The sequence below is a fragment of the Sphingobacteriales bacterium genome (genome assembly GCA_016719635.1).
In the GTDB taxonomy this organism is placed as follows: Bacteria; Bacteroidota; Bacteroidia; order Chitinophagales; family JADIYW01; genus JADJSS01.
This window is the reverse complement of sequence record JADJYT010000003.1, coordinates 354,894-378,939: the sequence shown is the minus strand read 5'-3', so window position 1 is coordinate 378,939 and position 24,046 is coordinate 354,894. Positions and strand designations below refer to the sequence as shown.

25 protein-coding genes are annotated in these 24,046 nt (G+C 43.8%); 9 read left to right on the top strand and 16 right to left on the bottom strand.

What is annotated here, in order from left to right:
* Positions 1-37: 37 nt before the first annotated feature.
* Entirely contained in the window at positions 38-1,093 is a 1,056-nt protein-coding gene (locus IPM95_08560) for a class I fructose-bisphosphate aldolase (GenBank protein MBK9329349.1), read from the bottom strand.
* An 80-nt stretch (positions 1,094-1,173) separates the two neighbouring features.
* The gene (locus IPM95_08555; protein ID MBK9329348.1) at positions 1,174-1,578 is read right to left on the bottom strand and encodes a DUF2177 family protein; all 405 of its coding nucleotides are present in this window, start codon (positions 1,576-1,578) and stop codon (positions 1,174-1,176) included.
* Between the two features lie 230 nt (positions 1,579-1,808).
* On the opposite strand from IPM95_08555, the gene IPM95_08550 reads away from it, so the two are divergent.
* Positions 1,809-2,513 carry a hypothetical protein gene (locus IPM95_08550; GenBank protein MBK9329347.1) on the top strand — a complete coding sequence of 235 codons (705 nt, stop codon included), beginning with the start codon at positions 1,809-1,811 and terminating at the stop codon, positions 2,511-2,513.
* Between the two features lie 132 nt (positions 2,514-2,645).
* Here IPM95_08550 and IPM95_08545 read toward each other — a convergent pair whose 3' ends face one another.
* On the bottom strand, positions 2,646-3,632 hold the full coding sequence (locus tag IPM95_08545) for a pyridoxal-phosphate dependent enzyme (GenBank protein MBK9329346.1): 987 nt from the start codon (positions 3,630-3,632) through the stop codon (positions 2,646-2,648).
* A gap of 125 nt (positions 3,633-3,757) precedes the next feature.
* Here IPM95_08545 and IPM95_08540 point away from each other — a divergent pair, with 125 nt between their 5' ends.
* Entirely contained in the window at positions 3,758-4,615 is an 858-nt protein-coding gene (locus tag IPM95_08540) for a hypothetical protein (protein ID MBK9329345.1), read from the top strand.
* Between the two features lie 2 nt (positions 4,616-4,617).
* Here the strand turns inward: IPM95_08540 and IPM95_08535 are convergent, their stop codons facing one another.
* The 3 genes from IPM95_08535 to IPM95_08525 all read right to left on the bottom strand — a co-directional run bounded on the left by IPM95_08535 (position 4,618) and on the right by IPM95_08525 (position 7,031).
* Positions 4,618-5,091 carry an Lrp/AsnC ligand binding domain-containing protein gene (locus tag IPM95_08535; GenBank protein MBK9329344.1) on the bottom strand — a complete coding sequence of 158 codons (474 nt, stop codon included), beginning with the start codon at positions 5,089-5,091 and terminating at the stop codon, positions 4,618-4,620.
* Between the two features lie 55 nt (positions 5,092-5,146).
* A complete protein-coding gene (locus IPM95_08530; GenBank protein MBK9329343.1) occupies positions 5,147-5,905 on the bottom strand; it encodes a WecB/TagA/CpsF family glycosyltransferase in 759 nt (252 codons plus the stop codon).
* 106 nt (positions 5,906-6,011) lie between these two features.
* Positions 6,012-7,031, bottom strand: a complete 1,020-nt coding sequence (locus IPM95_08525) for a sulfotransferase (protein MBK9329342.1) — start codon at positions 7,029-7,031, stop codon at positions 6,012-6,014.
* A gap of 85 nt (positions 7,032-7,116) precedes the next feature.
* Here IPM95_08525 and IPM95_08520 point away from each other — a divergent pair, with 85 nt between their 5' ends.
* Entirely contained in the window at positions 7,117-8,769 is a 1,653-nt protein-coding gene (locus tag IPM95_08520; protein ID MBK9329341.1) for an alkaline phosphatase D family protein, read from the top strand.
* 1,650 nt (positions 8,770-10,419) lie between these two features.
* Positions 10,420-11,658 carry a bifunctional 3,4-dihydroxy-2-butanone-4-phosphate synthase/GTP cyclohydrolase II gene (locus tag IPM95_08515; protein ID MBK9329340.1) on the top strand — a complete coding sequence of 413 codons (1,239 nt, stop codon included), beginning with the start codon at positions 10,420-10,422 and terminating at the stop codon, positions 11,656-11,658.
* A gap of 12 nt (positions 11,659-11,670) precedes the next feature.
* Here the strand turns inward: IPM95_08515 and IPM95_08510 are convergent, their stop codons facing one another.
* Together IPM95_08510 and IPM95_08505 are read right to left on the bottom strand one after the other, a co-directional pair.
* Entirely contained in the window at positions 11,671-12,132 is a 462-nt protein-coding gene (locus tag IPM95_08510) for a DUF3276 family protein (protein MBK9329339.1), read from the bottom strand.
* A 98-nt stretch (positions 12,133-12,230) separates the two neighbouring features.
* Positions 12,231-14,015 (bottom strand): ABC transporter ATP-binding protein, encoded by a 1,785-nt coding sequence (locus tag IPM95_08505; protein ID MBK9329338.1) that lies wholly within the window; start codon positions 14,013-14,015, stop codon positions 12,231-12,233.
* A gap of 168 nt (positions 14,016-14,183) precedes the next feature.
* On the opposite strand from IPM95_08505, the gene nusB reads away from it, so the two are divergent.
* The 3 genes from nusB (at position 14,184) to IPM95_08490 (ending at position 17,810) form a co-directional block, all read left to right on the top strand.
* Positions 14,184-15,098: a transcription antitermination factor NusB gene (nusB, locus tag IPM95_08500; GenBank protein MBK9329337.1), complete on the top strand. Its 915-nt coding sequence runs from the start codon at positions 14,184-14,186 to the stop codon at positions 15,096-15,098.
* Between the two features lie 91 nt (positions 15,099-15,189).
* Positions 15,190-16,599: a hypothetical protein gene (locus IPM95_08495; GenBank protein ID MBK9329336.1), complete on the top strand. Its 1,410-nt coding sequence runs from the start codon at positions 15,190-15,192 to the stop codon at positions 16,597-16,599.
* Between the two features lie 68 nt (positions 16,600-16,667).
* On the top strand, positions 16,668-17,810 hold the full coding sequence (locus IPM95_08490; protein ID MBK9329335.1) for a serine hydrolase: 1,143 nt from the start codon (positions 16,668-16,670) through the stop codon (positions 17,808-17,810).
* A gap of 8 nt (positions 17,811-17,818) precedes the next feature.
* Here the strand turns inward: IPM95_08490 and IPM95_08485 are convergent, their stop codons facing one another.
* The 3 genes from IPM95_08485 to IPM95_08475 are packed head-to-tail and all read right to left on the bottom strand — an operon-like array spanning position 17,819 to position 18,953.
* The gene (locus IPM95_08485) at positions 17,819-18,088 is read right to left on the bottom strand and encodes a 2TM domain-containing protein (GenBank protein ID MBK9329334.1); all 270 of its coding nucleotides are present in this window, start codon (positions 18,086-18,088) and stop codon (positions 17,819-17,821) included.
* A gap of 4 nt (positions 18,089-18,092) precedes the next feature.
* Positions 18,093-18,389, bottom strand: coding sequence for a transcriptional regulator (locus tag IPM95_08480; GenBank protein ID MBK9329333.1), 297 nt, complete (start codon positions 18,387-18,389; stop codon positions 18,093-18,095).
* A complete protein-coding gene (locus tag IPM95_08475) occupies positions 18,390-18,953 on the bottom strand; it encodes a hypothetical protein (protein MBK9329332.1) in 564 nt (187 codons plus the stop codon).
* Between the two features lie 165 nt (positions 18,954-19,118).
* On the opposite strand from IPM95_08475, the gene IPM95_08470 reads away from it, so the two are divergent.
* Entirely contained in the window at positions 19,119-19,499 is a 381-nt protein-coding gene (locus IPM95_08470) for a GNAT family N-acetyltransferase (GenBank protein MBK9329331.1), read from the top strand.
* Between the two features lie 352 nt (positions 19,500-19,851).
* On the opposite strand, the gene IPM95_08465 is transcribed toward IPM95_08470, so the two are convergent.
* The 4 genes from IPM95_08465 to IPM95_08450 all read right to left on the bottom strand — a co-directional run bounded on the left by IPM95_08465 (position 19,852) and on the right by IPM95_08450 (position 22,141).
* A complete protein-coding gene (locus tag IPM95_08465) occupies positions 19,852-20,700 on the bottom strand; it encodes a hypothetical protein (protein MBK9329330.1) in 849 nt (282 codons plus the stop codon).
* A gap of 79 nt (positions 20,701-20,779) precedes the next feature.
* Entirely contained in the window at positions 20,780-21,238 is a 459-nt protein-coding gene (locus IPM95_08460; protein ID MBK9329329.1) for a hypothetical protein, read from the bottom strand.
* 7 nt (positions 21,239-21,245) lie between these two features.
* Entirely contained in the window at positions 21,246-21,719 is a 474-nt protein-coding gene (locus IPM95_08455) for an SRPBCC family protein (protein MBK9329328.1), read from the bottom strand.
* Entirely contained in the window at positions 21,716-22,141 is a 426-nt protein-coding gene (locus IPM95_08450) for an SRPBCC family protein (protein MBK9329327.1), read from the bottom strand. Before IPM95_08450 ends, IPM95_08455 begins: the two co-directional genes overlap by 4 nt.
* Positions 22,142-22,323: 182 nt before the next feature.
* On the opposite strand from IPM95_08450, the gene IPM95_08445 reads away from it, so the two are divergent.
* Positions 22,324-22,959 (top strand): peroxiredoxin, encoded by a 636-nt coding sequence (locus tag IPM95_08445; protein ID MBK9329326.1) that lies wholly within the window; start codon positions 22,324-22,326, stop codon positions 22,957-22,959.
* A gap of 250 nt (positions 22,960-23,209) precedes the next feature.
* On the opposite strand, the gene IPM95_08440 is transcribed toward IPM95_08445, so the two are convergent.
* Complete coding sequence (locus IPM95_08440; GenBank protein ID MBK9329325.1) at positions 23,210-23,761, bottom strand: cupin domain-containing protein; 552 nt, start codon at positions 23,759-23,761, stop codon at positions 23,210-23,212.
* Positions 23,762-24,046 lie beyond the last annotated feature (285 nt).

Genomic DNA, 24,046 nt, shown 5'->3' with positions numbered 1-24,046 from the left:
GAGCATTCTTATTTATAATTCTGGTACCTGGCAAAAACTAAGCGATAGTCACGTCGTTGTCCAAATAAACATCCTGTATCGCATTCAGCAGTTCAATACCCACTTTCATATCTTTCTGGAAGGCTTTCCTTCCGGAAATCAGTCCCATACCGCCGGCGCGTTTGTTGACGATGGCTGTTTCTACCGCTTCCGCCAGGTCTGTTTGGCCCTTACTTTCTCCGCCTGAGTTGATTAATCCGGAACGTCCCATGTAACAATTGGCAACCTGATATCGGGTCAAGTCAATCGGGTGGTCTGTTGTCAGTTGGGAATATACTTTCGGGTGCGATTTGCCAAACTTGATGGCATCGTAACCGCCGTTGTTGGTCGGCAGTTTCTGTTTGATGATATCTGCCTGTATGGTTACACCCAAATGGTTGGCCTGAGAAGATAAATCTGCAGAAGTGTGATAATCCACGCTGTCTTTCTTGAAATTGGAATTTCTGAGGTAGCACCATAAGATGGTCGCCATTCCCAGTTCGTGCGCATATTCAAACGCTTTAGCCACTTCCACAATTTGTCTGCGCGATTCCGCGGAGCCAAAATAGATGGTGGCTCCCACCGCTACAGCGCCCATATTCCAGGCATCCTTAATGGTTCCGAACATGATCTGGTCGAATGCATTCGGGTAGGATAAAAACTCGTTATGGTTGATCTTGACGATAAACGGAATTTTGTGGGCATATTTCCTGGCTACAGAACCCAGTACACCATAGGTGGAGGCTACTGCGTTGCAGCCGCCTTCGATAGCCAGTTTCACGATATTCTCGGAATCGAAATAAATGGGATTGGGAGCAAAACTGGCACCGGCACTGTGTTCAATACCCTGGTCAACCGGCAGAATGGAAACATATCCGGTATTCGCTAATCTGCCGTTGCTGTATAATTGCTGTAAGCTGCGCAATACCTGTGGATTGCGGTTGCTTTGCATCCATATCTTCTCCACGAAATCCGCACTCGGCAGGTGCAGCATCGATTTGTCAATGGTTTTGGAATGATGTTCTAACAGAAACTCGGCTCTTTCTTCGCCTAAAAGTGATGCATACTTGCTCATTGTCGGTTGTTTTTAACGAGCGCAAAGATAACTAAAAGTAGTGAGTAGTGAGTAGTGGGCAGCGAGAAATTATCTTAAAATCAGAAATGAATCCATCTCGATGCAGCTAAATAAGCTAATACGGATACACTCCCGGTGAGTATAGTGCCCCAGGTGATATCTGCCAAAACCACCGTTAACGGCCATTGTCTGATAGTGGCCATATTGGTCAAATCATAGGTTGCATAGCATAAGAAACCTAAAAATGCGCCGTTGAACAGCACGGTTTTCCAGTCATGGTGCCCAAATCCGGGCACAACTACAAAATAGAGAATACCGGTGATGTATATGAAATAGAAAATGATGGCAGCAGCCCAGTTCACTTCACCGGTAAAGATAAAACTCAGTTTCTCCCGGTAAAAATTACGGGCAATGACTCCCAGCCATATCATATCAATGGCGAAGAAGATTAAGGTGGTAAGAAGAAAAAGTAATACGTATTTCATACTGCTAAAACCTTCAAATCTGCTATTTGTTCAAATTACAGGGGTGATTGCACAGAATTAATATGGCTTACTGTAAGCAAAGAAATAAGCGTATCCTCAGGGGATATGCCTTTTTAATGCGATACTTTTCCGAATACTCATTCATTCTGCCGTTTACTCTTTACTGGAAGCCTGATCATTTTTTACATCGCAAATTTGAACCATTAACTAACAGCATTAATTAAACAACTATGAAAAATCTAACAAAAACAGTATGCGGCTTAGCAATAATTCTTGCCGTCGCATGCAGCAAAGAAAACACACCGGCTCCGGCTATCACCGGCGGCTCTAATGGTACAAATGGTATGAACGGAACGGATGGTACAAATGGAACCAACGGACTGTCAGACACCATTGTTACGTCAGACACCATCGTAACTACAGGCACCACCACTGTCGTGCATGACACTGTCAGGACAGAAGTCCTCTATTCAGATTGGATATCACCCGGACAGCCTACCGTTACAACACCAAGCGGCAACCCTATTCCAGGTGGGCCGGGCAGCGGAACCGGTGGTACACCCACAACACCTGCTACGGTCATGATGAGTCAGAATCACCTGTTTAGCGTAAAAGCACCAGCCGTCACCCAGGCTATTTTGGACAAAGGAATAGTGCTGGCTTATTGCAGACTATATGATGACCCAAATTTTACAAGGCCACTGGCAACTACCATCATTGTTTCTAATTACATTCACATCTTTAACTATAAACTCAGCCTCGGCTATGTACACTTTACACAGTTTGTCGATAATCCGTTGGGTATTCCCCGCATGGACAGCCGAAATAAATTCCGTTATGTGATTATTCCTTCCACCATCCATGTCCGTCTCAGCAAACCCCTGACTGAAATGTCCTATGATGAAATCTGCGAAATGTATCATATACCAAAATAACGTTAGTGCTCATAGTTTTTGTAAGCTGCCTGAAAGGGCAGCTTTTTTTATGCAGCCGTTGAGAAGTTAATACTTGAAAATAAATCTTCTACGCCTGATGATAGGTTGGGAAAAGAGATGCAATGTGTTGAATTAATCCAGAAACCCTTTTTCGCGCATCCAGTCATCGTTGAAGAATTTGGCGACATAACGGGAGCCGTGGTCGTGGAGGATAATCACCACCAGGTCGTCTTTGGTCAGCGGAAATTTTTCGTGTAATTGCAATAAACCCTGTATGGCCGAACCGGCAGAGTTACCGGCAAAAATACCTTCTTCTTTCGCCAGACGACGCTGCATCAGGGCCGCTTCCTTGTCGGTTACTTTTTCTACGAAATCAATCAGGCTGAAATCGTAGTTCTTCGGGATGATATCTTCACCAATCCCTTCGGTGATATACGAATGAATCTCTTTCGGGTCAAAGGTGCCTGTTTCATGGTATTGCTTAAGGATGGAACCGTAGGTGTCAATGCCCCAGGTTTTGATAGTCGGATTCTGTTCTTTTAAAAACCTGGAAGTACCCGTTACCGTTCCCCCCGTTCCGATTCCCACCACAAAATGGGTAATCCTGCCATCCGTCTGCTGCCAGATTTCCGGTCCGGTGCTTTCATAATGTGCCTGGCGGTTGGAGAGGTTGTCATATTGGTTCATCCAAACGGAATTCGGTGTTTCTTCGGATAATTTTCTGGCAACGGAATAATAGGAACGCGGGTCTGTTGCATCCACATTGGTCGGACATACGATCACCTCAGCACCCATGGCGCGCAGTATATCGAATTTTTCTTTGGATTGTTTATCTGTCGTGGTAAAAATACAGTTATACCCTTTGACGCAGGCCACCATCGCGAGCCCCATGCCGGTGTTGCCGCTGGTACATTCAATAATCGTGCCGCCGGGTTTCAGCCGCCCGTCTTTTTCTGCGTCTTCCACCATCTTTAGCGCCATCCTGTCTTTCGTGGAATGGCCGGGATTAAACGATTCAATCTTTACGCAAACAGTAGCGGGAATATGAGCCGTGATTTTATTCAGCTTTACTATTGGCGTATTTCCAATTGTTTCCAGTATGTTGTTGCAGATTTGCATCGATGCAAAGATATAAAAAAAAGTGAAAGAGCACTTACGGCAGTTTGGCAGATACACACCTCAGCTGAAAATCCTGATTAAGTTGTAAAATTTCGATATAGTACATATATTGCAATAAAAAAATATTGAAAAATCTTTCAATCCTTGCTGTATTAATAACCATCATCTCTTCATGTGGCAGGGATAATGATTTGACAGGTCTGGAACCACATGCAAATTCCTTTCCCAGGAAAGTCAGAATATATAAAGTTGCTTCAGGCAGTGCCGATAGTTTGATGTTTTCTTATCAATTTTATAAAAACGCTGCCGGCAATTATTTTGACAGTGTTTATGCAGAACCGGGCTTTGGCGGGTATTCCATGTTATATTACGATGATAGTTCGGGGCTGTATGGAATTAAAACTGACAATGTGTTTCAATTTTATTACTATGGAATTAATTATGACGTACTGGGGAATTTAACTTCATTAGGTATTATACCATATGGCTGTGATGGTGTTTCTCCGGCCAGTGAGTATTTTTTTACCTATAATCCGGATGGCTCCATGGAAAGTTATAAAAGGCTGCCAAGATCAGCCAGATGCGGTGGTTATGAAGATAGCGCAAGATATGAATACAGAAACAATGACACGACAATCGTTTACAATGGCAGAAATTATGATCCCTTACAGACAGATACATTGATTTATTTTAATGATAATTTGCATGTATCCAATATTCCGTTGTTTTCTAATTACAGGAACCTAATTTTTCCAAGTACGGAAATTGTTGGCGGAATTTTAGAATTCATTCCGTTTCAAACGAAAAAAATGCCCTTAATAAAACAAATCAGAAATGGAAATCTAAATGGGTTTTTTTTAGATATGGTGTTTAATTACACGGTCAATTCAAACAAGGAGGTGAGTGAGTTATTGATAGAAGCGAATTTTGAAAGTCCATATGCGGGTAATGCAAGATCTGTAAAATATATATTTGACTATTAGGCTTACTCTTCAAATTTCAGCGGCCTGTTAATGCTTTCCGATAGAGATATCATGGTTTCGGTGCGTGTAATTCCTTCAACTTTCTGGATTTTATCCATTAAAATCTGACGCAGGTGATTGGTGTCTTTGCAGATGAGTTTTAAGAACATGGAATAATTGCCGGTGGTGTAATGCAAATCCACTATTTCCGGAATTTTTTCCAGCTCCTTGGCTACCAGATCATATTCCGAACTTTTGCTCAGGTAAATTCCCAGAAATGCGGTGATATCATATCCCAGTTCGTGATAATTCAGCTGCAGGTTGAAGCTCTTGATGATGTCCATTTCCTCCATCTTTTTCATTCGAACATGCACCGTGCCGCTCGATACAAATAATTGTTTGGCAATATCCGTATAAGGCGTCTTCGCGTCTTTCATCAGGATGGATAAAATCTTTAAATCAATATCGTCTAGTGTTAGTTGCATTTTATCATTCATGTTAAAGATTGCTTCGTTCCTCGCAATGACGTCATTGCGAGGAACGAAGCAATCCCTACTTCCTTATAAGTTCTTTAAAGAACAATACAAAAATATACAAATCATCCCAGAAATACCGTTTAAAGGTGCGTTTGGGTTCGGATAAAAATCGGTGCAGCCATTCCAATCCGATAATTTGCATCCACTTTGGCGCACGGTCCTTCATGCCCGTATAAAATTCGTAGGAAGCGCCCAGGTTGAAAAATAAGGGCATCCTGCCACCGGCTTTTTGAATCTTGTTGTGCAGGTTGACAATCAGCATTTCCTGTTTGGGGTAACGCAAACCCAGAAATATAAAGTCCGGCTGATGTTCCTGCAGCATCGGAAATATCTTTTGTGCTTCCGTTTCCACATCTGTCTGCGTCGCATCAAAAAATGGTGGAATGTAAAACCGGGCCGCAGGATATTCCTGTGCCAGTTTTGATTGCACCGCTTCATTCGGCAGCACCATAAATACTTTTTTCTGATGCAGGATACCGGCTTTCCAGATGAGCGGAAACAGGTCGCTTCCGGCTAAACGCTTTTTAAGCGGCCTTCCCAATAGTTTTGAAAACCAGATGATGGGTGCGCCGTCGGGCAGTATGAATCGTGACCGCTGAAAGACGGGCAGCAACTCTTTGTTTTTATTGAGATGAACCGTCAGGTCTACATTCGGTGTGATGACCGCTGGAAACGAACATCCGTCCGTCGTCTGCTCCAGGATAGATTCAATGATGGGATCGAAATTATCCGCAGCAGTAAAGTCAAGGTTGAATATATGTTGTGTCTCGGTCATTTTTTTGCCAATGGTTGTCAGTCAATAGTCAGTATTGGTTTATTATTCTTTTCCTATTAAATTCTTTTCTCTCATAACCCATCTCTCAACTCTTATCTCCCATTTCTCATCGCAACCTTCTCTTCAGCGTTTCGACCATATTTTTCATGCGGTTCAGATTCATCGATAATGCCAGGCTGATTTTTACCGGGAAACTCAGGTAATAATAAATCAGCAGTAAATAATTGGGTTGGATTTTTTCGAGTTCATACCTATGTCGTATCAAGTCTTTCCGGCAAATTTGCTGGCAAATCCATCGCTCGGTCGTGTTGAGCCCGCCTTTCTTCCAGTTGCTCGCCCGTTCCTTCCTGAATCCGATTTCCCTGCTGTCTTGCTCAATGGAGGAGCTTTCCTGAGTGATGTTCAGCATATTGGCATCAAAGTCAACACCAATGTGCCGGCATACGAGCTGCAAGCTCGCTTCCGGCTGTTCCAGTAAATCCTCGAAGCGCAGTGTCATCATCCGGCTGTCGCTGTTGAATGAATTGGCGGCATGAATCGCCGCATTCCACAGCTTGCTGATGGTAACCGGATGGTAGTTGATACGTAAGCGCAAGGCTTCCCGTCTCGTCATATAATTGCCTCCCAGGTTGCGGCGGTTCCATTTGTTTTTCTGCGACAACAGAATAGCCCGCGGGTCGCGCACCATATTGATGACTTGTGCATTCGGGTATAATTCAAAAATCTCTTTCAGGTAAAAAACATTCTGCGGTGTCTTTTCACACACGACGGATTTGCCGTTTAAGGCGACTTCCCGTTTGGTAAACTCCTGATAGACGGCCTCTGCCGTCAGTGCTTCGATTCCGATCTGTTGGATGAAAGAATTCGCTTCGGATGTATATTTTGAAAAATCACGGTCGTGGGTCATATAGCCGACACGCTGGGTGAGCATCAGTTTGGAAGCCAATTCTACTGCCTGTTTTTTAGAAATGATTTTCCCTTTGTCTTCCGGTGCCCATAATTGCTCAAAGAAATGCAGTTCATTCAGCACCATCAGTTTCGGGTGGTTGTTGAAGATGCGCAGCATCATGGTGGTGCCGCTGCGTGAATTGCCCACTATGAAAATTATTTTATCGGGAAAGGTCAAATTTTTATAGATTTATGCAAAAGTAAGGAAAGTAGTGAGTAGTGCGTAGTACGTAATTGGATTTTTTGAAAACGGATGAAAACAAATGAACACCTATTTTAAAAATGAGGAGATTGATACTATCCGAATTTCCAGACTGGAGAGGGAGTTTGAGCCTTCCTGTCGGCAGACAGGGGGGGTATTCGGTTTGTTATTTATGCTGCTGAGTCTGAATGTTTTTTCTCAGCATATCATTTCCGGCCCGGTTATCGGCGCCGTGACGGATTCTTCCGCCCACCTGTTGTTTATGACAGATGCCCATGCCGCCGGGTTTATAAAGCTATCCGATGAACCCATCCTCCTGGAGGGCGGCAGCATAAATCCGGATGCGAATGCTTCCAATTCGCTGGTCATTGATTTTAAAGCGGCAGACACGAGTAATAAGGTAAACCTGTTTAAACTCGATTTTCTGCTCCCGGATATGAGGTATTATTATCTGGTGAGTTATGGCAATGACGAAAAGACAGGTTCCTTCCAAACCTTTCCCGAAAACTATCAGCCCGCCCGTTTTTCATTTGCATTAGGCTCCTGCACGGAACAGCACCACAACGATTCCATCTTTGCGGAAATGCAGCGGCATGAACCGGCATTCTTCCTGCACCTGGGGGATTGGCTCTATACGGATCATTTTAAAGAGGATAAATTTTATTACGATGAAAGCCTGGAGCACCAGCAGGAACTGTATCAGCGGCGCTATGAAATGCCCAACCTGAAAAAGTTGCTCGAAACCACACCCATGGATTTTGTGTTTGATGATGAGGATGGTGTCTTCGATGATTTCTCCAGACATACTTATACAGCGCTGAAAATGTCCGGTTCTAAGACCGAGATGAAAGAAGTTGCGTATCCCGATACGCTGAGGGAAATGGCCATACAGGGATTGCATACCTTTTTCCCGTCGTATGCGGAAGTGCCCGATCAGGCCTATCATTCTTTTGTCTATGGCAATACGGAAATTTTCTTCCTGGATACGCGTTCTACGCGCTCGCCGAATTCGGAAGCCTTTCACCTGAAAAAGAATGGACGATGGAAATACAAAGTACCGAAAGGGCATGCCATACTGGATTCTGCGCAGCTGAATTGGTTGCTGACAAAACTTCAACACTCCAAAGCCGACTGGAAATTTATCGTCAGCGGTGTCACGTTCAACCGGTCATATAAACAAGTGCTGGATATGTGCATTCGGGCACAGAAACGGATACTGCCCAACGGTATGAACGGCTCCTATATTGCGGCATCGCTGGCGACTCTGTGGTTTGCTTTTCCGGAAACGCAGACGAAACTGCTGAATTTCTGCCACGATAACAAGATTAAAAACGTGGTGGTGCTGAGCGGCGATGCGCATACCGCAGCGATAGATGATGGAAAGAATGCCGGTTTTCCGGAGCTCATGGCGGGAGGGCTGGCGCAGGACAATTCCAAACTGGCTTCCATCATTAAAAACAATCTTCACCTGAATCTGTGGAATCAGGGCGGACAGGGGATAGGCAACACTAATTTCAAGGATGCATTCGGAAAAGTGGAAGTGTTCGGAAAGGAAGCGGTAAAACTGTCTGCCATTGATAAACACGGAAATGCCATCTGTTCGTATCACCTGCCGGAAGGATTCATACCTAAGAAATACAAGTTCAGGCCGGCAACAAAAATCAGGCGATTGCGTGCCTTGAAGAATCTGCTGCGGGTGGCTTTGCGTAAGTAGTTCAGGTTACCGGTCATGTCTTTCGGATGCAGGGAGAAAACAGGGAAGAATAGGATGGAGATACTTCGGGCATGGGCAAAAAAAAAGACAAAGCCGATTAAAACCTTGTCTTCTCAATTTAACAGTTTCATTTCCTTTTACCGAAATTTATTCTGCCAATCTCGTTCCTTTTTCCGCCCATGGTGTCTGATAAAAATAGATTTGACCCTATCCCTCAGCTGAAAGTTTCACCGGCTTTTAAACCTGCTTATGTCTTCCACTTCCCTCACTTTTTCGACGTTCCAATAACGTAGAGTAAACTTACATCCAATTCTGCAATTTGTCAAGTAAAATCTGTTTTTTACAGCCTGTATTTATGCACTTCTCTTTGCACACGGTAATGCACATCCCGCAACATTCAGAATACACACTTTATGCACATCTTTGCCCCTGTGTGTGACATTATTTCTGGTCTTAGCGGGTCGCTAAGGCCAGTGGAGGGATTCTTTTTTCTTTTCGATGTTCATACGAAGATGAAAGTCCGCCTTTCCGGGTAGGTGCCCTTCGCCTTTGTTGGTTTACAACCAACAAACCAATCCCTGTTCGTATTACACCTCAATCAAAAATAAAAAAGCTTGACATAATTTTGCTTACTGTTGCTTTTTGGGTTGGCAGGTTCGTTGGTTACAAACCAACGACGGCGAGGGGATTTTAATGAAGTTGCCTTTCAAATGTAGAACTATAGCCAATTTTTTGTTAGCCAAAGTGCATGATGTTTAAATCTTATCTTAAGTAATTTTTTGTAATGTCGTTATTAATGGGTTATCATTTCAAATTCAAGTATGATGGATTGGAATTTCGCCAATAAATTAAGCGTGCTTAAGTATGTTCCTGGATCAATTGTTGACTTGATTCCAATTCCTCTATTATGATATGATTGAAGATGAATGACTTTATCATTATTCTGTGCAAGAACTAGATCTATAAATTCAGTTTCGCCAGTTCAATACTTTATCTCCGATTTTCGTTCACAATTTAAGGAGCTTAATCGCGATCTGGTTCCGTCTGTTAATATAATACTACAATTTAACGCGGTCGATTTCCTTTCTTTTCGATAGAGAATCTTTTGAATCGTTTCCTTGGGTTGAAAGCCTTTTATAATGAAATTAACTTGGCTTTGAACAAATTCCAAAATTTTTCAAAGTAAATTATTGGCAAAGAGATAACTAATGCCCATTTTCAATTGATATTCAAGTTTTGACTGTTCTTATAAAACATAGTTAGCAGCTAACTTGATTATACCCGTACCATTGGTTCGCATATACTAACTACTCTATGTTGTATACCTGAACCTTTGGTTTGCTTTATCAAACATAGTATTATTGTATAAATAATAAAATGGAATATGATTTTATAAGCTTATTTGTACTTGCATGCGTATATATTTCTGTTGTTTTACTGCTGCCATGCCCCGGTAATTTCTGCCATATTTATACCATCTCACAAGGTACCCCTGCCATTCTTTAGCTTAATCGTAATATTGCTTTTACCCTTTGTTGACGCACTTTTGTGTACTTTTGGATAGGAAATCTGAACCTGTGTGCCGTTTTGTTCATTTACAGGAATAAGAACAGCACACGGTTTTATTAAATTTTGTAAAGGAGTAAAAAAATGTCTGGCAACCCACAACACGATACAACCCATCAGCTGGATTCCATAGAATCCGCCATTGAGGCTATCAAAAACGGAAAACTCGTTATCGTAGTGGATGACGAAGACCGCGAGAACGAAGGTGATTTCATCACCGCCGCCCGCAATGTCACCCCTGAAATCATCAATTTCATGGCCACGCACGGGCGCGGGCTGATTTGCGTACCTCTGCTGGAAGACCGTTGCGATGCCCTGCAGCTAGAGTTGATGGTGAATTCCAATTCATCCCATTACGATACACCATTCACCGTTTCGGTGGACCTGATCGGGCACGGCTGCTCTACGGGCATTTCCGCAGCAGACCGTTCCAAGACCATACAGGCATTGATTGACCCGGCTATCGACCCGAAAGTATTTGGCAAACCGGGGCATATTTTCCCGCTGCGCGCCAGAAGGGAAGGGGTGCTGCGCCGTACCGGCCATACCGAAGCGGCCATTGACCTCGCCAGGCTGGCGGGTTTTGAACCGGCGGGTGTACTGGTGGAAATCATGAACGAAGACGGCACCATGGCGCGCCTGAACGATTTGTACCTGATTGCCGATAAATTTGATATGCGCATCATTTCCATCAAGGACCTGGTGGAATACAGGCTAAAAAACGACCGACTGATCGAGCGGATGGTGGAAGTGAACATGCCGACCAAATACGGCGACTTTAAACTGATTGCCTATAAACAACTTACCACGAATGAAGAGCATTTCGCTCTGGTGAAAGGCGAGTGGCAGAACGATGAGCCGGTGCTGGTGCGCGTGCATTCGTCCTGTGTGACGGGAGATATTTTAGGCTCTCTGCGCTGTGACTGCGGCGATCAGCTGCACAATGCCATGAAGATGGTGGAAAAGGAAGGCAAAGGCGTTATCCTCTATATGATGCAGGAAGGCAGGGGTATAGGTTTTATGAATAAGCTGAGAGCCTACAAACTGCAGGAAGAAGGCATGGATACGGTAGATGCCAACCTGGCGCTGGGCTTTAAGGCGGATCAGCGTGATTTCGGTATCGGCGCACAGATTCTGCGCGATTTGAATATTGCTAAAATGAAACTGATCACCAATAATCCTAAAAAACGCGCAGCGTTGAAAGGATATGGATTGGAAATAGTGGAAAATGTGCCGATTGAAACGATTCCCAATAAATTCAATGAAACCTATCTCAAAACCAAGAGAGATAAGATGGGGCATGAACTGTTAGGCAAAGATTAGTTTTCCGGCGGATTAATCCCATTTATCCACTTCCTCGTCTGTGTGCGGAGGCTTGATGGCGGAAACCACTGGGTTTTCTTCCGTTTTCTGTTCCTCCTCTTTTTCCTCTTTCACTTCTTCCTGAGCGCTTTCCTGTTTTGCCGCTGAAATATCCTGCTTGTATTCGCGCTCTTCATAATCATCGTGATTATGTGCGTCAAAATCGTAATCAGGAAGCAGTTCGGTTTTGATGTAATCTACCGTTTCCTGCATGGCATTGACAAACTTGACAAAATCTTCCTTATAGATAAAAATTTTGTGACGGTCATAGTTGTCATCTTCGAAACGTTTCTTGCTTTCTGTAATCGTCAGATAGTAATCGTTGCCTTTTGTTGTACGTACATCAAAGAAGTACGTTCTTCTTTTACCGGCTCTCACCCTTTTGGAATATACTCCGTTCTTGTCAAAATTCTTTTCGTTCTCCACTTTTGTCATTTTTAATGTTCACAATAATATTTCAAAAAACAGAACTTTTAAAATTAATTAGTCAACATGAAAAAAATACGATGTTAATAACTGTGCATACGAATCGATCATGCTTCCGCCGTTTCTGTTTGCTGCAATTGATATAAGTCATGATACAATCCTTTTTTGTGCATCAGCTGCGCATGATTTCCCCGTTCAGCAATGCTTCCGTTTTCTAACACCAGAATCCTGTCAAAGTTCATAACGGCAAAAATTCTATGTGTAATGAACAGAACAGTTTTGTCTTGTAATAGGGTATCCAGATTATCCAGGATGGTACGTTCCGTTTTAGCATCGACCGCCGACAGACAGTCATCCAGCAGCACCACTTCCGGATCTCGGATTAATGAACGGGCAATGGAGATGCGTTGTTTCTGTCCGCCCGATAACATGACGCCGCGTTCGCCCACCACGGTTTCATATTTTTTGGGTAACTGTAAGATATCATCATGCACGCAGGCGATGGCGGCAAATTTTTCCACTTCGCTGTCCGGACAATTATCCTTTCCGAAAAGGATGTTGTTTTTTATGGTATCGGAAAATAAAAAGACATCCTGCGGAGTGTAACCGATTTTAGTTCTGTAAGCGGGCAGGTTTATGTTTCTGATGGATTGACCGTTGACGGTGATGGTTCCCGAATCGATATCATAGGTTCGCAGCAGCAGTTCGGCAATGGTGGATTTGCCGCTGCCGGTTTTCCCGACGATGGCCACCTTTTGTCCTTTCTGTATGTCGAAGGATATGTCCGTCAGCGCCTGTATGCCGGTATCGGGATAAACAAACGAAACATGGTTAAACGAAATTTGTTGGATGGCCGGAAAAGTCGCATCTGTATAGTTCTTAATTTTGTTCGGATCGTTCATAAATGCATTGATGCGTTTTTGCGAAGCCTCTGCGCGTTGTATCAGCGAGACACACCAGCCCAGCGATGCGACCGGCCAGGTGAGCATATTGATATAAAAAATGAACTCTGCGATATTTCCGGTGGTAAAACTTCCGTAGGAAACTTCCTTTCCGCCAATATACACCACTAAAAGGGTACTTAACCCGATCAGCAGCAGCATCAAAGGCGCAAAAAAGGATTCCACCTTCGCCAGTGAGATGTTTTGCTTTTTGTAATCTTCGCTGACCGCGTAAAACTCTTCCTGAATCTGCCGGTCGATGGCGTAGGACTGAATGACACGGACGCCCGAAAATACTTCCTGCGCGCGGCTTGTCAGCGCGGAAAGCGCCACGGAGATACGTTCACTTTTTTTATTGATGACATCGCTGACTTTGTAGATGGAATACGTTAGAACAGGTAATGGCAGCAGTACCAGAAAACTGAGGTAGGCGTTGATCCTGAACATCACGAAAATGACCATGATGAACAGCGCGGCCAGGTTGATGGAATACATGATGGCCGGGCCTATATACATTCTCACCCGTGATACATCCTCGCTGATGCGGCTCATCAGGTCTCCGGTGTTGTTGCGCTTGTAAAACGAAGTGTTCAGCTGCTGATATTGTTCGTAGAGTTCGTTTTTCTGGTCATACTCCACTTTCCTCGACATGACGATAATTGTCTGACGCATGAAAAACATCAGCAATCCTTTTATCAGAGATGTGATAAAGATGACGCCTGAAAAAAACAGGATAAAATAGACGAATTGTGTCTTGAAAATGGATTGTACCTGAAATCCGTTGATCAGGTGATAGGTTGCCAGATTCTCTTTGACGATATCGACGGTATATCGGATATATTGCGGGGTATATAAACCGAAAATATTGGAGCTTACCACAAACAGGATGCCCAGTAACAGCAACCATTTGTATTTGATTAAATATTTATTGACAGCCCTAAGCTCTTTCATTTTGCAAACCTAAAAGTATAAAGAAAAAACTATAAAAATTGTTTCAGGAAAAACAAGGAAAGATTTCTTATTTACTTAACATATTCAGCTGTTTTTTATTAACTATCTTTACTGCACCAAAGTTCATTCCATCCTATGATTACAAGAAGAAGTGTACGAATAAAAGCTATGCAATACATTTATGCTTTTGACACCACTCAAAACACTCCCTCTTCCCAGTTTCAGACCCTGCTGGAAAAAAGTATCCTGTCGGTCAAGGACCAGTACCTTTATATTCTCTTAACCATTCGTGAAGTCGCCAATTTTGTGGAGAAAGATGCAAAAATCAAGGCATCCAAATACATCAAAAGCGACAAAGACAAAAGTTTCAATACGAAATTGCTGAGTAATGTCCTGGTTCAGTTTCTGAATAATGACAAGGAATTTCTGACGGAACTGAAGAACGCCCAGACTTTCACGTTGCTGGAGGAAGATAATATCCGTCAGTTATACAGGAAATTGTCGGAATCGCCTGAATACGATACCTATCTTGAAAATGGGAAAGAGTTTGATTTGGAGGAAGACAGGGCAATCATTACGTTTCTGCTGGATTCAATCATACTGGAAGACGAAATCTTTACCGCGAATACGGAAGAGATTTTTACCAACTGGATGGACGACGTTGAATATGTGATAGAAGCGGTGCATGAGGTCATCCATAAAAGCAAACATGAACTGAAACTGCATCTGGAAAAAGGCAGCCTGCGGGATAAATTTAAAGAGCTTTCGCAGTTCGGGCTGGACTTGTTCAACCAGACCATAGAACACAAAAAAGAACACCTGAAGATAATCGAACCGAAGTTGAAAAACTGGGAATCCGAGCGGTTGGCGGTCGTGGATATGATCTTGATTCGCATGGCCGTGACTGAGTTTCTTTATTTTCCAAGCATCCCGGTTAAGGTGACCATTAATGAATACCTCGATATAGCTAAAGAATACAGCACGCCCAAAAGCAAGGATTTCATCAACGGGGTTTTGGATTCCCTCATGAAAGAGATGAAAACCAACGACCAGATTCAGAAAACCGGCAGGGGCTTGATATAAATACCGTCAATTGGGTATTCTTCCTGATTTCTGGTACATAATTTGCAAGGATACTTTCTGAATTAGTACATTTACACCAAAGATTATTTTTATGCGAAATCTGCTGCTATTCATGTTGTTTTTCTCAGGTATGACCGTTCTTTTAAAAGCGGAGGACAAAATTACCAAAGGGACCAAAGTTAAGATACTGGAAATTGCCAATGCAGATTCCTATTACGAAGAAAGAGCCTCTTTTTTAGGCAAGGATGCAACGGCATTGGGCGATTTATCCAATGGTAAAGAGGGCTTTTATTCAGGAACGCTGGAGATAGAAGGCACTTCCAGAACCTGCTTTTTTACCGATGTCAAAGTTTCTAAAATAGAGAGTTCAAAATCGACTGCCCCCAAGGTGAATACTAAGTCGGACTTTACAGGTTCTATCCCGAGCGGAACAAAGTTTAAAATCAGCGAGATTTCTACGGAAGACTCTTATTATAGAGACAGGAATGAAATAGTAGGAAAAACAGGTACGACTAATAGTAGCCTCACTGTTGACGGCGAAGGCTATACCTCCGGCAGCCTTTCTACGGATGACGGAAAGAGCTATTACTTTTATAAGGTAAAATTAGGAAAACCGGATGCGAAGGTGAGTGCAGCGCCAACCACGGCAGCTAAAACTACTTCACCCGCTGTATCCGCTTCATCCATGAAGCCAGTTAAGTTTATTACAGGTACCATCAAAAAGGGTACTGCCGTTTATGTGGCGGAAATCAGCCCCGATGATTCCTATTATTCAGACCGTTTTGATTTAGTGGGTAAAAAAGGAAAAGTGGATAAAAACGATATGACGGTCAAGGAAGACGGTTACTATTCCGGTGACTTCAAATATGACGATGGAAGCACGGGGTATTTTTATAAGGCTAAATTTTCGAAAGAACCGGTTGCCAAACTGGAAAAACCTGCAGAAAGCAAATCCGATGCTCCCGTTGATTCTAAATCAGGATATGATTATACAGAATGGGATAATGCGGTCAATGATCCGGATATTCAGGATGGAGACAAGGTAGAGATAGTGGCAGTAAGCCCCGAGGACAGCTATTATGATGATAAGGATGATTATATCGGACAGCAAGGGTATGTCAGCAACCTGGAAATAGATGATCTCGAAGACGGATACGGCGGAGATATAGAGCTGGAAAATGGCAGCAAGCCGTATTTCTACCTGGTTAAATTGAAAAAAATAAGCGCAGGCAGGACTCCGTCTCGTCCAACAACAACAACAACAACAACATCGTCATCATCATCGGATCTTTCTAAAATAGAGAAAGGAACCAAAGTGGTGGTAACTGATCTGGATAAGGATGACAGCTTTTATACTTCCAAAGAGAAATATGTAGGTAAAACCGGTAGAGTGGCCGAAGGATTAAATTCACAGGGGAATGGATGTTATTCCGGTAAGATTGTTTTTGATGACCAATCTGATGCTTATTTCTATAAAGTGAAGGTCACCATCCTGAAATAAGGAATAGCTTCAAAATATTTACATCGGACAGGTAGACATACTTGTCCGATTTTTTTTACTTTTAGGTTATGAGAAACACGATGATCGGAATCGCCCTTTTGGGGGTTGGATTCTTTTTGCTGCCGGAACACGTACAGATGGGCTTGAAACATAACTTCGCCGATGTGGATGACTATAAGTTGTTTTCACACACATCTATCCATAAATCGGATCATCCGAAACCCTGGCCCGTCAGTGAAAATTACAACAAAAAGTCTCCTGCAAAAGAGTTGATTGATTTTTTCGACGAACGAAAGACAGGAGCTTTCCTGGTGATTAAAGACGGAAAAATTCTGTATGAACGCTATGCACAGGAGTATGATAAGGAAACGCTGTCCGGTTCCTTCTCCATGGCGAAGACCGTTAATGCACTGCTCATCGGTAAGCTGGCGGAACAGGGTAAGGTTTCACTGGAAGAGGATGTGAAAAGATATGTCCCGCAGCTGACGCATATTCCGGAAGGAAGACTGAAGCTGAAGGATGTGATTACGATGAGCGCCAATTTCGACTGGGAGGAATCCTACTGGAATATTTTCTCCATGACGGCTGAGTCGTATTATGGCAGTGACTTAGATAAATTAATGGGTAAGCTCAGGCTTAGAAATGACCATCAGGAAGGAAAATTATTTGAATACCAGAGCTGCTGTACGCAGATCTTAGGTTATGTCATCAAGAACGTAACCCGTAAATCCCTGGCCGAAAATGCACAGGAATACCTGTGGCAGCCACTGGGAGCGGAGAGTGATGCACTCTGGAGTACCGATAAGAATGGCATGGAAAAATCATTCTGCTGTATCAACGCCACCGCCCGGGATTTTGCCCGCCTGGGACAAATGGTATTACAACACGGCAAATGGGATTCCGTGCAGGTGATAGATTCCGCATACATCGCCGCAATGACTACGCCCGCTGCTTACCTGAAAGATGCCAGGGGATTCACCTGCGACTGGTACGGCTATCAGACCTGGATGATCAACTATAAAAGCCACCAGATACCGTATTTCAGGGGGATACTCGGTCAGTTCATCTTTGTGGTGCCGGATGAAAATGCCGTAATCGTACGCTTAGGCAAAAAAATAAAAAAGGACCCGAATGATCCGCATATGCAGAACGACGACATCAGAAATTATATTGAAGCCGGCCTGCAGGTGCTGGATGATAAGCCCCTGTAATTCTGTTGTCAGGATCTATTCTTAAGCTTTTCGTACTCCTTCTCAATCTGGTCTGTGGTATTCATGTGGTAGAGCTTAATATATCCTATGACCAGTCCGAAACCCCAGCCCAGTGACACCCAGGCCGGCCAGGGAATACCATTGTCCGTCGTGCGTTGTCCGTTAAAATACCAGACGGCCCACAGGAAAGTAGTAACCGCGACATACGAAACTATTTTTCCTTTGAATGCTGCCCGCTTGCCGGCCAATTGCCATAATTTTTCATCTCTGTTTTCCATGGGATTAATTTTTAGGTGATAGATATTGTTTGATGTCAGATACATATTTCTCAAAGGCCTGTATCCCTTTCTTTGTTATTTTACAGGTGGTTTTCGGATAATTATTTTCAAATGTTTTTTTGACTTCAATGTATTCCGCTTCTTTCAATTTAGAGATCTGTACACTAAGGTTGCCGTTTGTAGATTGAGTCACTTCCTGTATGTAGGTGAAATCTGCTTCCTTCACACTGATCAGTAGGGAGATGACTGCCAGACGGAGTTGCGAATGCAATAAAGGATCTAAGGAAGTAAACGCTTTCATTCAGCTTGCTTTTTTAGATTCTGCCCTTAATAGATAACCCGGTATGAGATAAGATACCAATGCAGCTAAAGCAAGCAGCAACAGCTGATATGCGCTGTATCCGATCTGCATTCCGATAAAGGAAATGATAAAACAGGCAATTCCTCCGGCGATTAAAGGCTTGAAGGATAATATGCTTCCGGTGGTCAATATACCGATTCCATATAGAAGGATGAAAATGGGTATGCTGTTGCCGTGTCCCCCTACCTGATAATAGGCAAGCAGTATAAATCCAATGGTCATGCTGAGCCACAGTTTTTTAATGGCCTCCCCGGCGAATGTTATCACTTTCGCTTTTTTATGCTCAGCTCTGCCGATAAGGTAGGCTATGATGCCCGTCAGCGGCATACTCAGCCATACCAGCGTGCTGCCCGGGTAGTGCATTTTTATCATAATATATTGTGCGATTGCTGACAGGAATACCGCCCATCCCCATAACAGGTAGTGTTTGCTGCTGTCGCTGATTTTCTTTTTGGATGTTTCAATCATATTTTGAATGATATCCAGGCTTTCTTCCGGTTTCATAGTTGTAAATTTATTGTAAATGTAAATAAGTTTATATTATAAACCAAATTTTATTCCTAAAAAGTTCCATTTTGGGAAAGAAATAAATTTTTGTAGTTTGGTAATGGAATGAAGCATCCTGATATTCGGATAGTTGAATTTAATTCTGAGCTCCAAAAGGAATCTGTGGAATTGCGCTATAAAGTGCTGCGCGAACCCTTAGGCCTGGTTTATACCCCTGAACAGTTAGCCGGTGAAAAGGACGAAATTCATATCGTGGCATTAATAAACCGGAAAGTGACGGGAGTGCTGTTGCTGAAGGTAATCGACGGGGAGGTGCTTAAAATGCGCCAGGTGGCTGTACAGTCAGCGGTTCAGCTGCAGGGAATCGGTCACCAGCTGGTGGAGGTTGCAGAGCAGTATGCCACCCGTCACGGTTTCAAAATGATAGAGCTCCATGCGAGGGACACGGCGAAAGATTTTTATGTAAAACTGAATTATCAAGCCATAGGTGACCCATTTACAGAAGTGGGCATCCCGCACTATAAGATGGTAAAGGCTCTGTAATGTAAAGACAGGCCAGCTAAGAATAATGTTAAATTTCATTTTTTCTGTTGCGCTTGTCAAATAGATGGCTTAACTTTACGTTAACATAAAAACCTAACCCCATGACTTACCTGATTATTATGGCGTTTGCGCTGCTTATTGGTTGTCTGTATTGGGCAACTGATACCACTAGGGTGCTGAAAGCCGTACCGGCTTTAGTGTCCAAAAATAAATTTGACAGAACTAAGAAGAAAAGAAAATCCGACCCCCATTTGCCGAATTTGTATTATTGAATTTCATTCCAACAGCGTGTTAACAAGAAAGGGCTAAGCAGTACTGCTTAGCCCTTCACTATTTATCAATTATAAAGCTGTTAATGTCTCAGGTTGATTTCAAACGTTCTGCCGTTGTCTAATGTCACGGTAGCCACATCATCGCAGTCGCCTGTACCGAAGTTGATGCTGCCGAATCTTGTTCTGTTGCCGTTTCTCACAATTTTCACCTCTCCGCTGACAAACTGATGGCAACTCACTTTCCGGATTAATGGTGTGATGGTGGTAACATCGTACAGGATTCCTCTTCTTGACCGGTGCGTACCCGTACCCGTCACTTCATAAACATCATCTAAGAATTCAGGGGTAGCTGCACCATCTGTCCATTCTCGCGTTTTATCGGCGATACTGCTGCTCGTTGAGCCGTCTGAAAAAGTAACAGTGCGCTCCGCATGAATCGTGAACTCCAGATGTCCGTCCGTATTTTCGCCCTGGTTGGTGACTGTCCTGTCTAAATCTACCTTGTTGTTATTTACATAGTAATTTTCAGATACGATATGGATAACGGTGCCCGGAGCCCGGTATCTGCCTGTATGCGTTACGATGATCTTTCCTTTCCTGACAACGCCATTCCTGCCCGTACAACCCGTTCCGAAGTCGATGGTAATTTTTCTTGGATCGGATATCGTGTCCCGGGTAACGACAGCGCAGTCGCCGAGTATGTCTGCCGTGTTGCTGGCGGAACTCAGACGCAGCGCTGACACCGTCCCTTCCGCTTCGGCCTGGTCAGCCATCAGCTGGGTATTGTCGTCTTCGATTTCTGCCAGGTTCAGGTTCTGCGCCGCAATAGATTCCAGTTCGGTGGGATCATTTTTAGTACAGGCTGTAAAGCTTACGAATAAAGCACCCGCAATAAAAAGCTTGTTAAAGGTGAGATGTATTTTCTTCATTTTATTTGATTTAATTGATACTTTGACTGATTGAATTTACAAAGGTTTAAACGGCGATTGTTAAAATTTAGTATGATTGCTATCGGATCAATGCGGCAGTCCTGATCATTTCATCGGCAAATGCCTTTAAATAGACGGGTGTACTGCCGGTGGCATTGTCAAATGTCCAGGTATACACCCTGTTCTTCAGCCGGATTTCAGCGTACCAAAGATCGGGTGTGGCTGCATTCAAATCGACAAAAAGCGTTCGGTTGGTTTGAGTGAGGGAGGCCGGAACTTTTAAAAGCAAATCCTTTGCCAGCAGGAATTTGTCATCGCTGACAGACGTATTAAATAAGGAGAGGTCTTTTTTGGAAAAGTATTTGACCGTCTTGTCTTCCAGCAGTTTCGTATTGTCCAGGTAATAGACAAACCGGCACCCATTGGCGCACGATCCCTGAAATGCACCGAAGATCAGGTAATCCGGCGTGACAAATTCATCCTTCTGACAGGAGAAGAGGACCATCGGGAGGAGCAGTATGGAAACGATTTTTTTCATTCAGGTATTAATAATTTGGATGCTGTTTAAATTTCCTTGCCAGGGTACTGAGCGCATCCAGTACCAATTTAGTATTTATTTGGTTCATAAAAAAACCGGTATAGGGAACCAGCGGTTCAAATTCTATGATATAGTCCAGCCTTGTCCGGTTGTCCGGCAGTTCGATAAAATTCATTTTGCCGATATGGTTCTTCAGCGGACTGGCGGAAGTGATTTTATATTCAATGTACCGGGGTTCGATATACTGCGTTACGGTTTCCTGAAAAACCAGCGGAAAGCTGATGATGAGCCGCACCGAACCCACATCGTTGCAGTTGGCGGGGTTGCCCGAATCGACTATTCTGCGGATGAAGGCCGGATAGATTTCCCCCAAACGGTTATGGTCGCTGAAAAAGGAAAACACCCGCTTCACAGGCGCTTCAAAGTCCTGTAAGAAATGCAGTTGCTGTTTTTCTTTCGCTATCTGAAGCCCGGGTATCATTTGTATTTTCCGGCTAATTTTTTCAACCCGCTCTTGATGGTGGTTTCAATTCCAAACAACAGCAGAGGGTCAATGAATCCAATTTTCGTTTCCAGTTCGATGGTATAGTTCAATACGGTCTTGTTCGGCTGGGGAGAAGTAAATTCCAGCCGCCCTAAATGGTATTTTACCGGCACATTGTTGCTGATCTTGTATTCGATTACATTCGGCGATTCAAAGCGGACGATCGTTTCCTGCAATAATTCGATACCCAGTTTGATGCTTCTGACGGAACCCAACCCGTTGGGGTTGTCTCCCGCTGCGTCCTGGATGCGCGTGATATTGGCGTTCAGCAGGCTGCCGAAATTGTTGTGGTCGCTCAGATAGTCAAAAATCTCCTGCTGCGGAGCGTTGAATTCCTGTGTCATGTGTACAGATGCCATAATAGTCTTTTAGTAAAAATAGGCAATCTATTCCTAATTTTGAAATACCGTATGGTTTAAATCTCCTCCCTGATACAGATAAGACAGAATGGTTTGTAAAATTTAACAGTAAAAGCCTGCGGAATCAGGGTATCTTTAGTAATATTACCCGTTCAAATCATTCACCTTTAAAACGATATGGCATGGCATTACGATTAGGCGACGAAGCGCCGGACTTCACGGCAGAAACCACCGAAGGGACAATCCGTTTTCACGAATGGCTGGGCAGCAGCTGGGGCGTGCTGTTTTCCCACCCGGCCGATTTTACGCCGGTCTGCACCACCGAGCTGGGTTATACCGCGAAACTCAAAGACGAGTTTGCCAAACGGAATGTAAAGGTGCTCGCCCTGAGTGTGGACGGCATCGAATCGCACCACAGCTGGATAAAGGATATTGAAGAAACGCAGCACGTCACCCTGAATTTTCCCATCATCGCGGATGAGGACAAGAAGGTGGCCACCCTGTACGATATGATGCATCCTAACGCTTCCGAAAAGTTCACGGTGCGCAGCGTATTTGTCATCGGGCCGGACAAGAAGATCAAGCTGATGATCACCTACCCGGCATCCACGGGCCGGAATTTTAATGAGATCCTGCGCGTGATCGATTCCCTGCAGCTGACGGCGAATTATTCCGTGGCCACCCCGGTGAACTGGAAGGAAGGGGAGGACGTGGTGATTGCACCCGCGATTTCCGATGAAGAGGCGGCCGTCAAATTCCCGAAAGGCTTTAAACGCATCAAATACTACCTGCGTCTGACACCGCAGCCGGATAAATAGTGATAAATTCATTCCCGCGGAAGCGGGAATCTCAACGCAATTTATCAGTTTATTACCGCCCAGCCGCGTCCCGCCGAACACGCTGAAATAAATACACCCACTGAAACAAGCACTGTCCGCTTTCCCCCGCTCGTTTGTGCGAGACTCCCGTTTCAGGTGTATTGAGAAACCAATCTTGGATTGGATATGCATGGAGGTCATGAAATCCGGCCAGAGACCGGCGTAAAACCGTTGTCGGTAATAAAAGCGGCTACTTCAGAGGTTCCGGTGCATGCTCAAAGTGCTTGTATTTTCCTAACAGCTGACCGATATGGTAGGTCAATGGTATGACTGTTTTCTTTACAAAATACGGAATTTCCGGAATGTCGTATTCAGCGGCATAACGGGTCATCAGGTAAGCTGCGTCAAAGGTTTCGGGCTGTGATTTTCCGGATTTGTTTTGTGCCGCATACAGTGCGGATAGAAAAAATACAATTGAGTTCGCAGGCATGATCCAGCCTTTACAGTGAAGATTTTCATTTCCTTCAGCCCAGAATTTGTGAGACACACCTCTCGTAAACAGGACAGACTCGCCTGCAGTGGCAACCTTGGGTTTCTCTCCGGATAGCTGATAACCCATTCTTCCTGATACGACCGTCAGTTCCTCTTCCTGTTTGAAGTGAGTGTGCATTTTAGGTCCGCAACCCGGTTTGCAGAATGCCTCCAGTATTACTTTTTCCCCTTGCGGCGTTTTTTCAACCGACTGGAAAATGATCTTTTCTCCAACGCAATTTTCAATGGTGTATGGAAATCTGTAATTCATGGTTTTTCGATTTCCTGACAAATATACGTGCATTTGGACAATGTCCAAAATCCAAACTGACAACGAGGGCGGATAAATGAATTATTTCAAAATTCCGGGAAGGTTGATCGATCTGCCCCGTTTCCCCGTTTCGCGCGAGACTACCGTCTCGGGTGTATTAAAGATACCAATCTTTGATAGGGTATGCATGTAGGTTTAAAATCCGGTCAGAGACCGGCAGGTTCAGAAGACGAAACGGGACGCTTCTGTGATTTGTGTACTGAGCGGGAAGCTAAGACCAGTGGA

Excerpts from the sequence above, each read along its gene's own strand:
- IPM95_08560 (MBK9329349.1), bottom strand. The coding sequence starts at position 1,093 with ATGAGCAAGTATGCATCACTTTTAGGCGAAGAAAGAGCCGAGTTTCTG.
- IPM95_08555 (MBK9329348.1), bottom strand. The coding sequence starts at position 1,578 with ATGAAATACGTATTACTTTTTCTTCTTACCACCTTAATCTTCTTCGCC.
- IPM95_08550 (MBK9329347.1), top strand. The coding sequence starts at position 1,809 with ATGAAAAATCTAACAAAAACAGTATGCGGCTTAGCAATAATTCTTGCC.
- IPM95_08545 (MBK9329346.1), bottom strand. The coding sequence starts at position 3,632 with ATGCAAATCTGCAACAACATACTGGAAACAATTGGAAATACGCCAATA.
- IPM95_08535 (MBK9329344.1), bottom strand. The coding sequence starts at position 5,091 with ATGAATGATAAAATGCAACTAACACTAGACGATATTGATTTAAAGATT.
- IPM95_08530 (MBK9329343.1), bottom strand. The coding sequence starts at position 5,905 with ATGACCGAGACACAACATATATTCAACCTTGACTTTACTGCTGCGGAT.
- IPM95_08520 (MBK9329341.1), top strand. The coding sequence starts at position 7,117 with ATGAACACCTATTTTAAAAATGAGGAGATTGATACTATCCGAATTTCC.
- IPM95_08515 (MBK9329340.1), top strand. The coding sequence starts at position 10,420 with ATGTCTGGCAACCCACAACACGATACAACCCATCAGCTGGATTCCATA.
- IPM95_08510 (MBK9329339.1), bottom strand. The coding sequence starts at position 12,132 with ATGACAAAAGTGGAGAACGAAAAGAATTTTGACAAGAACGGAGTATAT.
- IPM95_08505 (MBK9329338.1), bottom strand. The coding sequence starts at position 14,015 with ATGAAAGAGCTTAGGGCTGTCAATAAATATTTAATCAAATACAAATGG.
- nusB (MBK9329337.1), top strand. The coding sequence starts at position 14,184 with ATGCAATACATTTATGCTTTTGACACCACTCAAAACACTCCCTCTTCC.
- IPM95_08495 (MBK9329336.1), top strand. The coding sequence starts at position 15,190 with ATGCGAAATCTGCTGCTATTCATGTTGTTTTTCTCAGGTATGACCGTT.
- IPM95_08490 (MBK9329335.1), top strand. The coding sequence starts at position 16,668 with ATGAGAAACACGATGATCGGAATCGCCCTTTTGGGGGTTGGATTCTTT.
- IPM95_08485 (MBK9329334.1), bottom strand. The coding sequence starts at position 18,088 with ATGGAAAACAGAGATGAAAAATTATGGCAATTGGCCGGCAAGCGGGCA.
- IPM95_08480 (MBK9329333.1), bottom strand. The coding sequence starts at position 18,389 with ATGAAAGCGTTTACTTCCTTAGATCCTTTATTGCATTCGCAACTCCGT.
- IPM95_08475 (MBK9329332.1), bottom strand. The coding sequence starts at position 18,953 with ATGAAACCGGAAGAAAGCCTGGATATCATTCAAAATATGATTGAAACA.
- IPM95_08465 (MBK9329330.1), bottom strand. The coding sequence starts at position 20,700 with ATGAAGAAAATACATCTCACCTTTAACAAGCTTTTTATTGCGGGTGCT.
- IPM95_08460 (MBK9329329.1), bottom strand. The coding sequence starts at position 21,238 with ATGAAAAAAATCGTTTCCATACTGCTCCTCCCGATGGTCCTCTTCTCC.
- IPM95_08455 (MBK9329328.1), bottom strand. The coding sequence starts at position 21,719 with ATGATACCCGGGCTTCAGATAGCGAAAGAAAAACAGCAACTGCATTTC.
- IPM95_08450 (MBK9329327.1), bottom strand. The coding sequence starts at position 22,141 with ATGGCATCTGTACACATGACACAGGAATTCAACGCTCCGCAGCAGGAG.
- IPM95_08445 (MBK9329326.1), top strand. The coding sequence starts at position 22,324 with ATGGCATTACGATTAGGCGACGAAGCGCCGGACTTCACGGCAGAAACC.
- IPM95_08440 (MBK9329325.1), bottom strand. The coding sequence starts at position 23,761 with ATGAATTACAGATTTCCATACACCATTGAAAATTGCGTTGGAGAAAAG.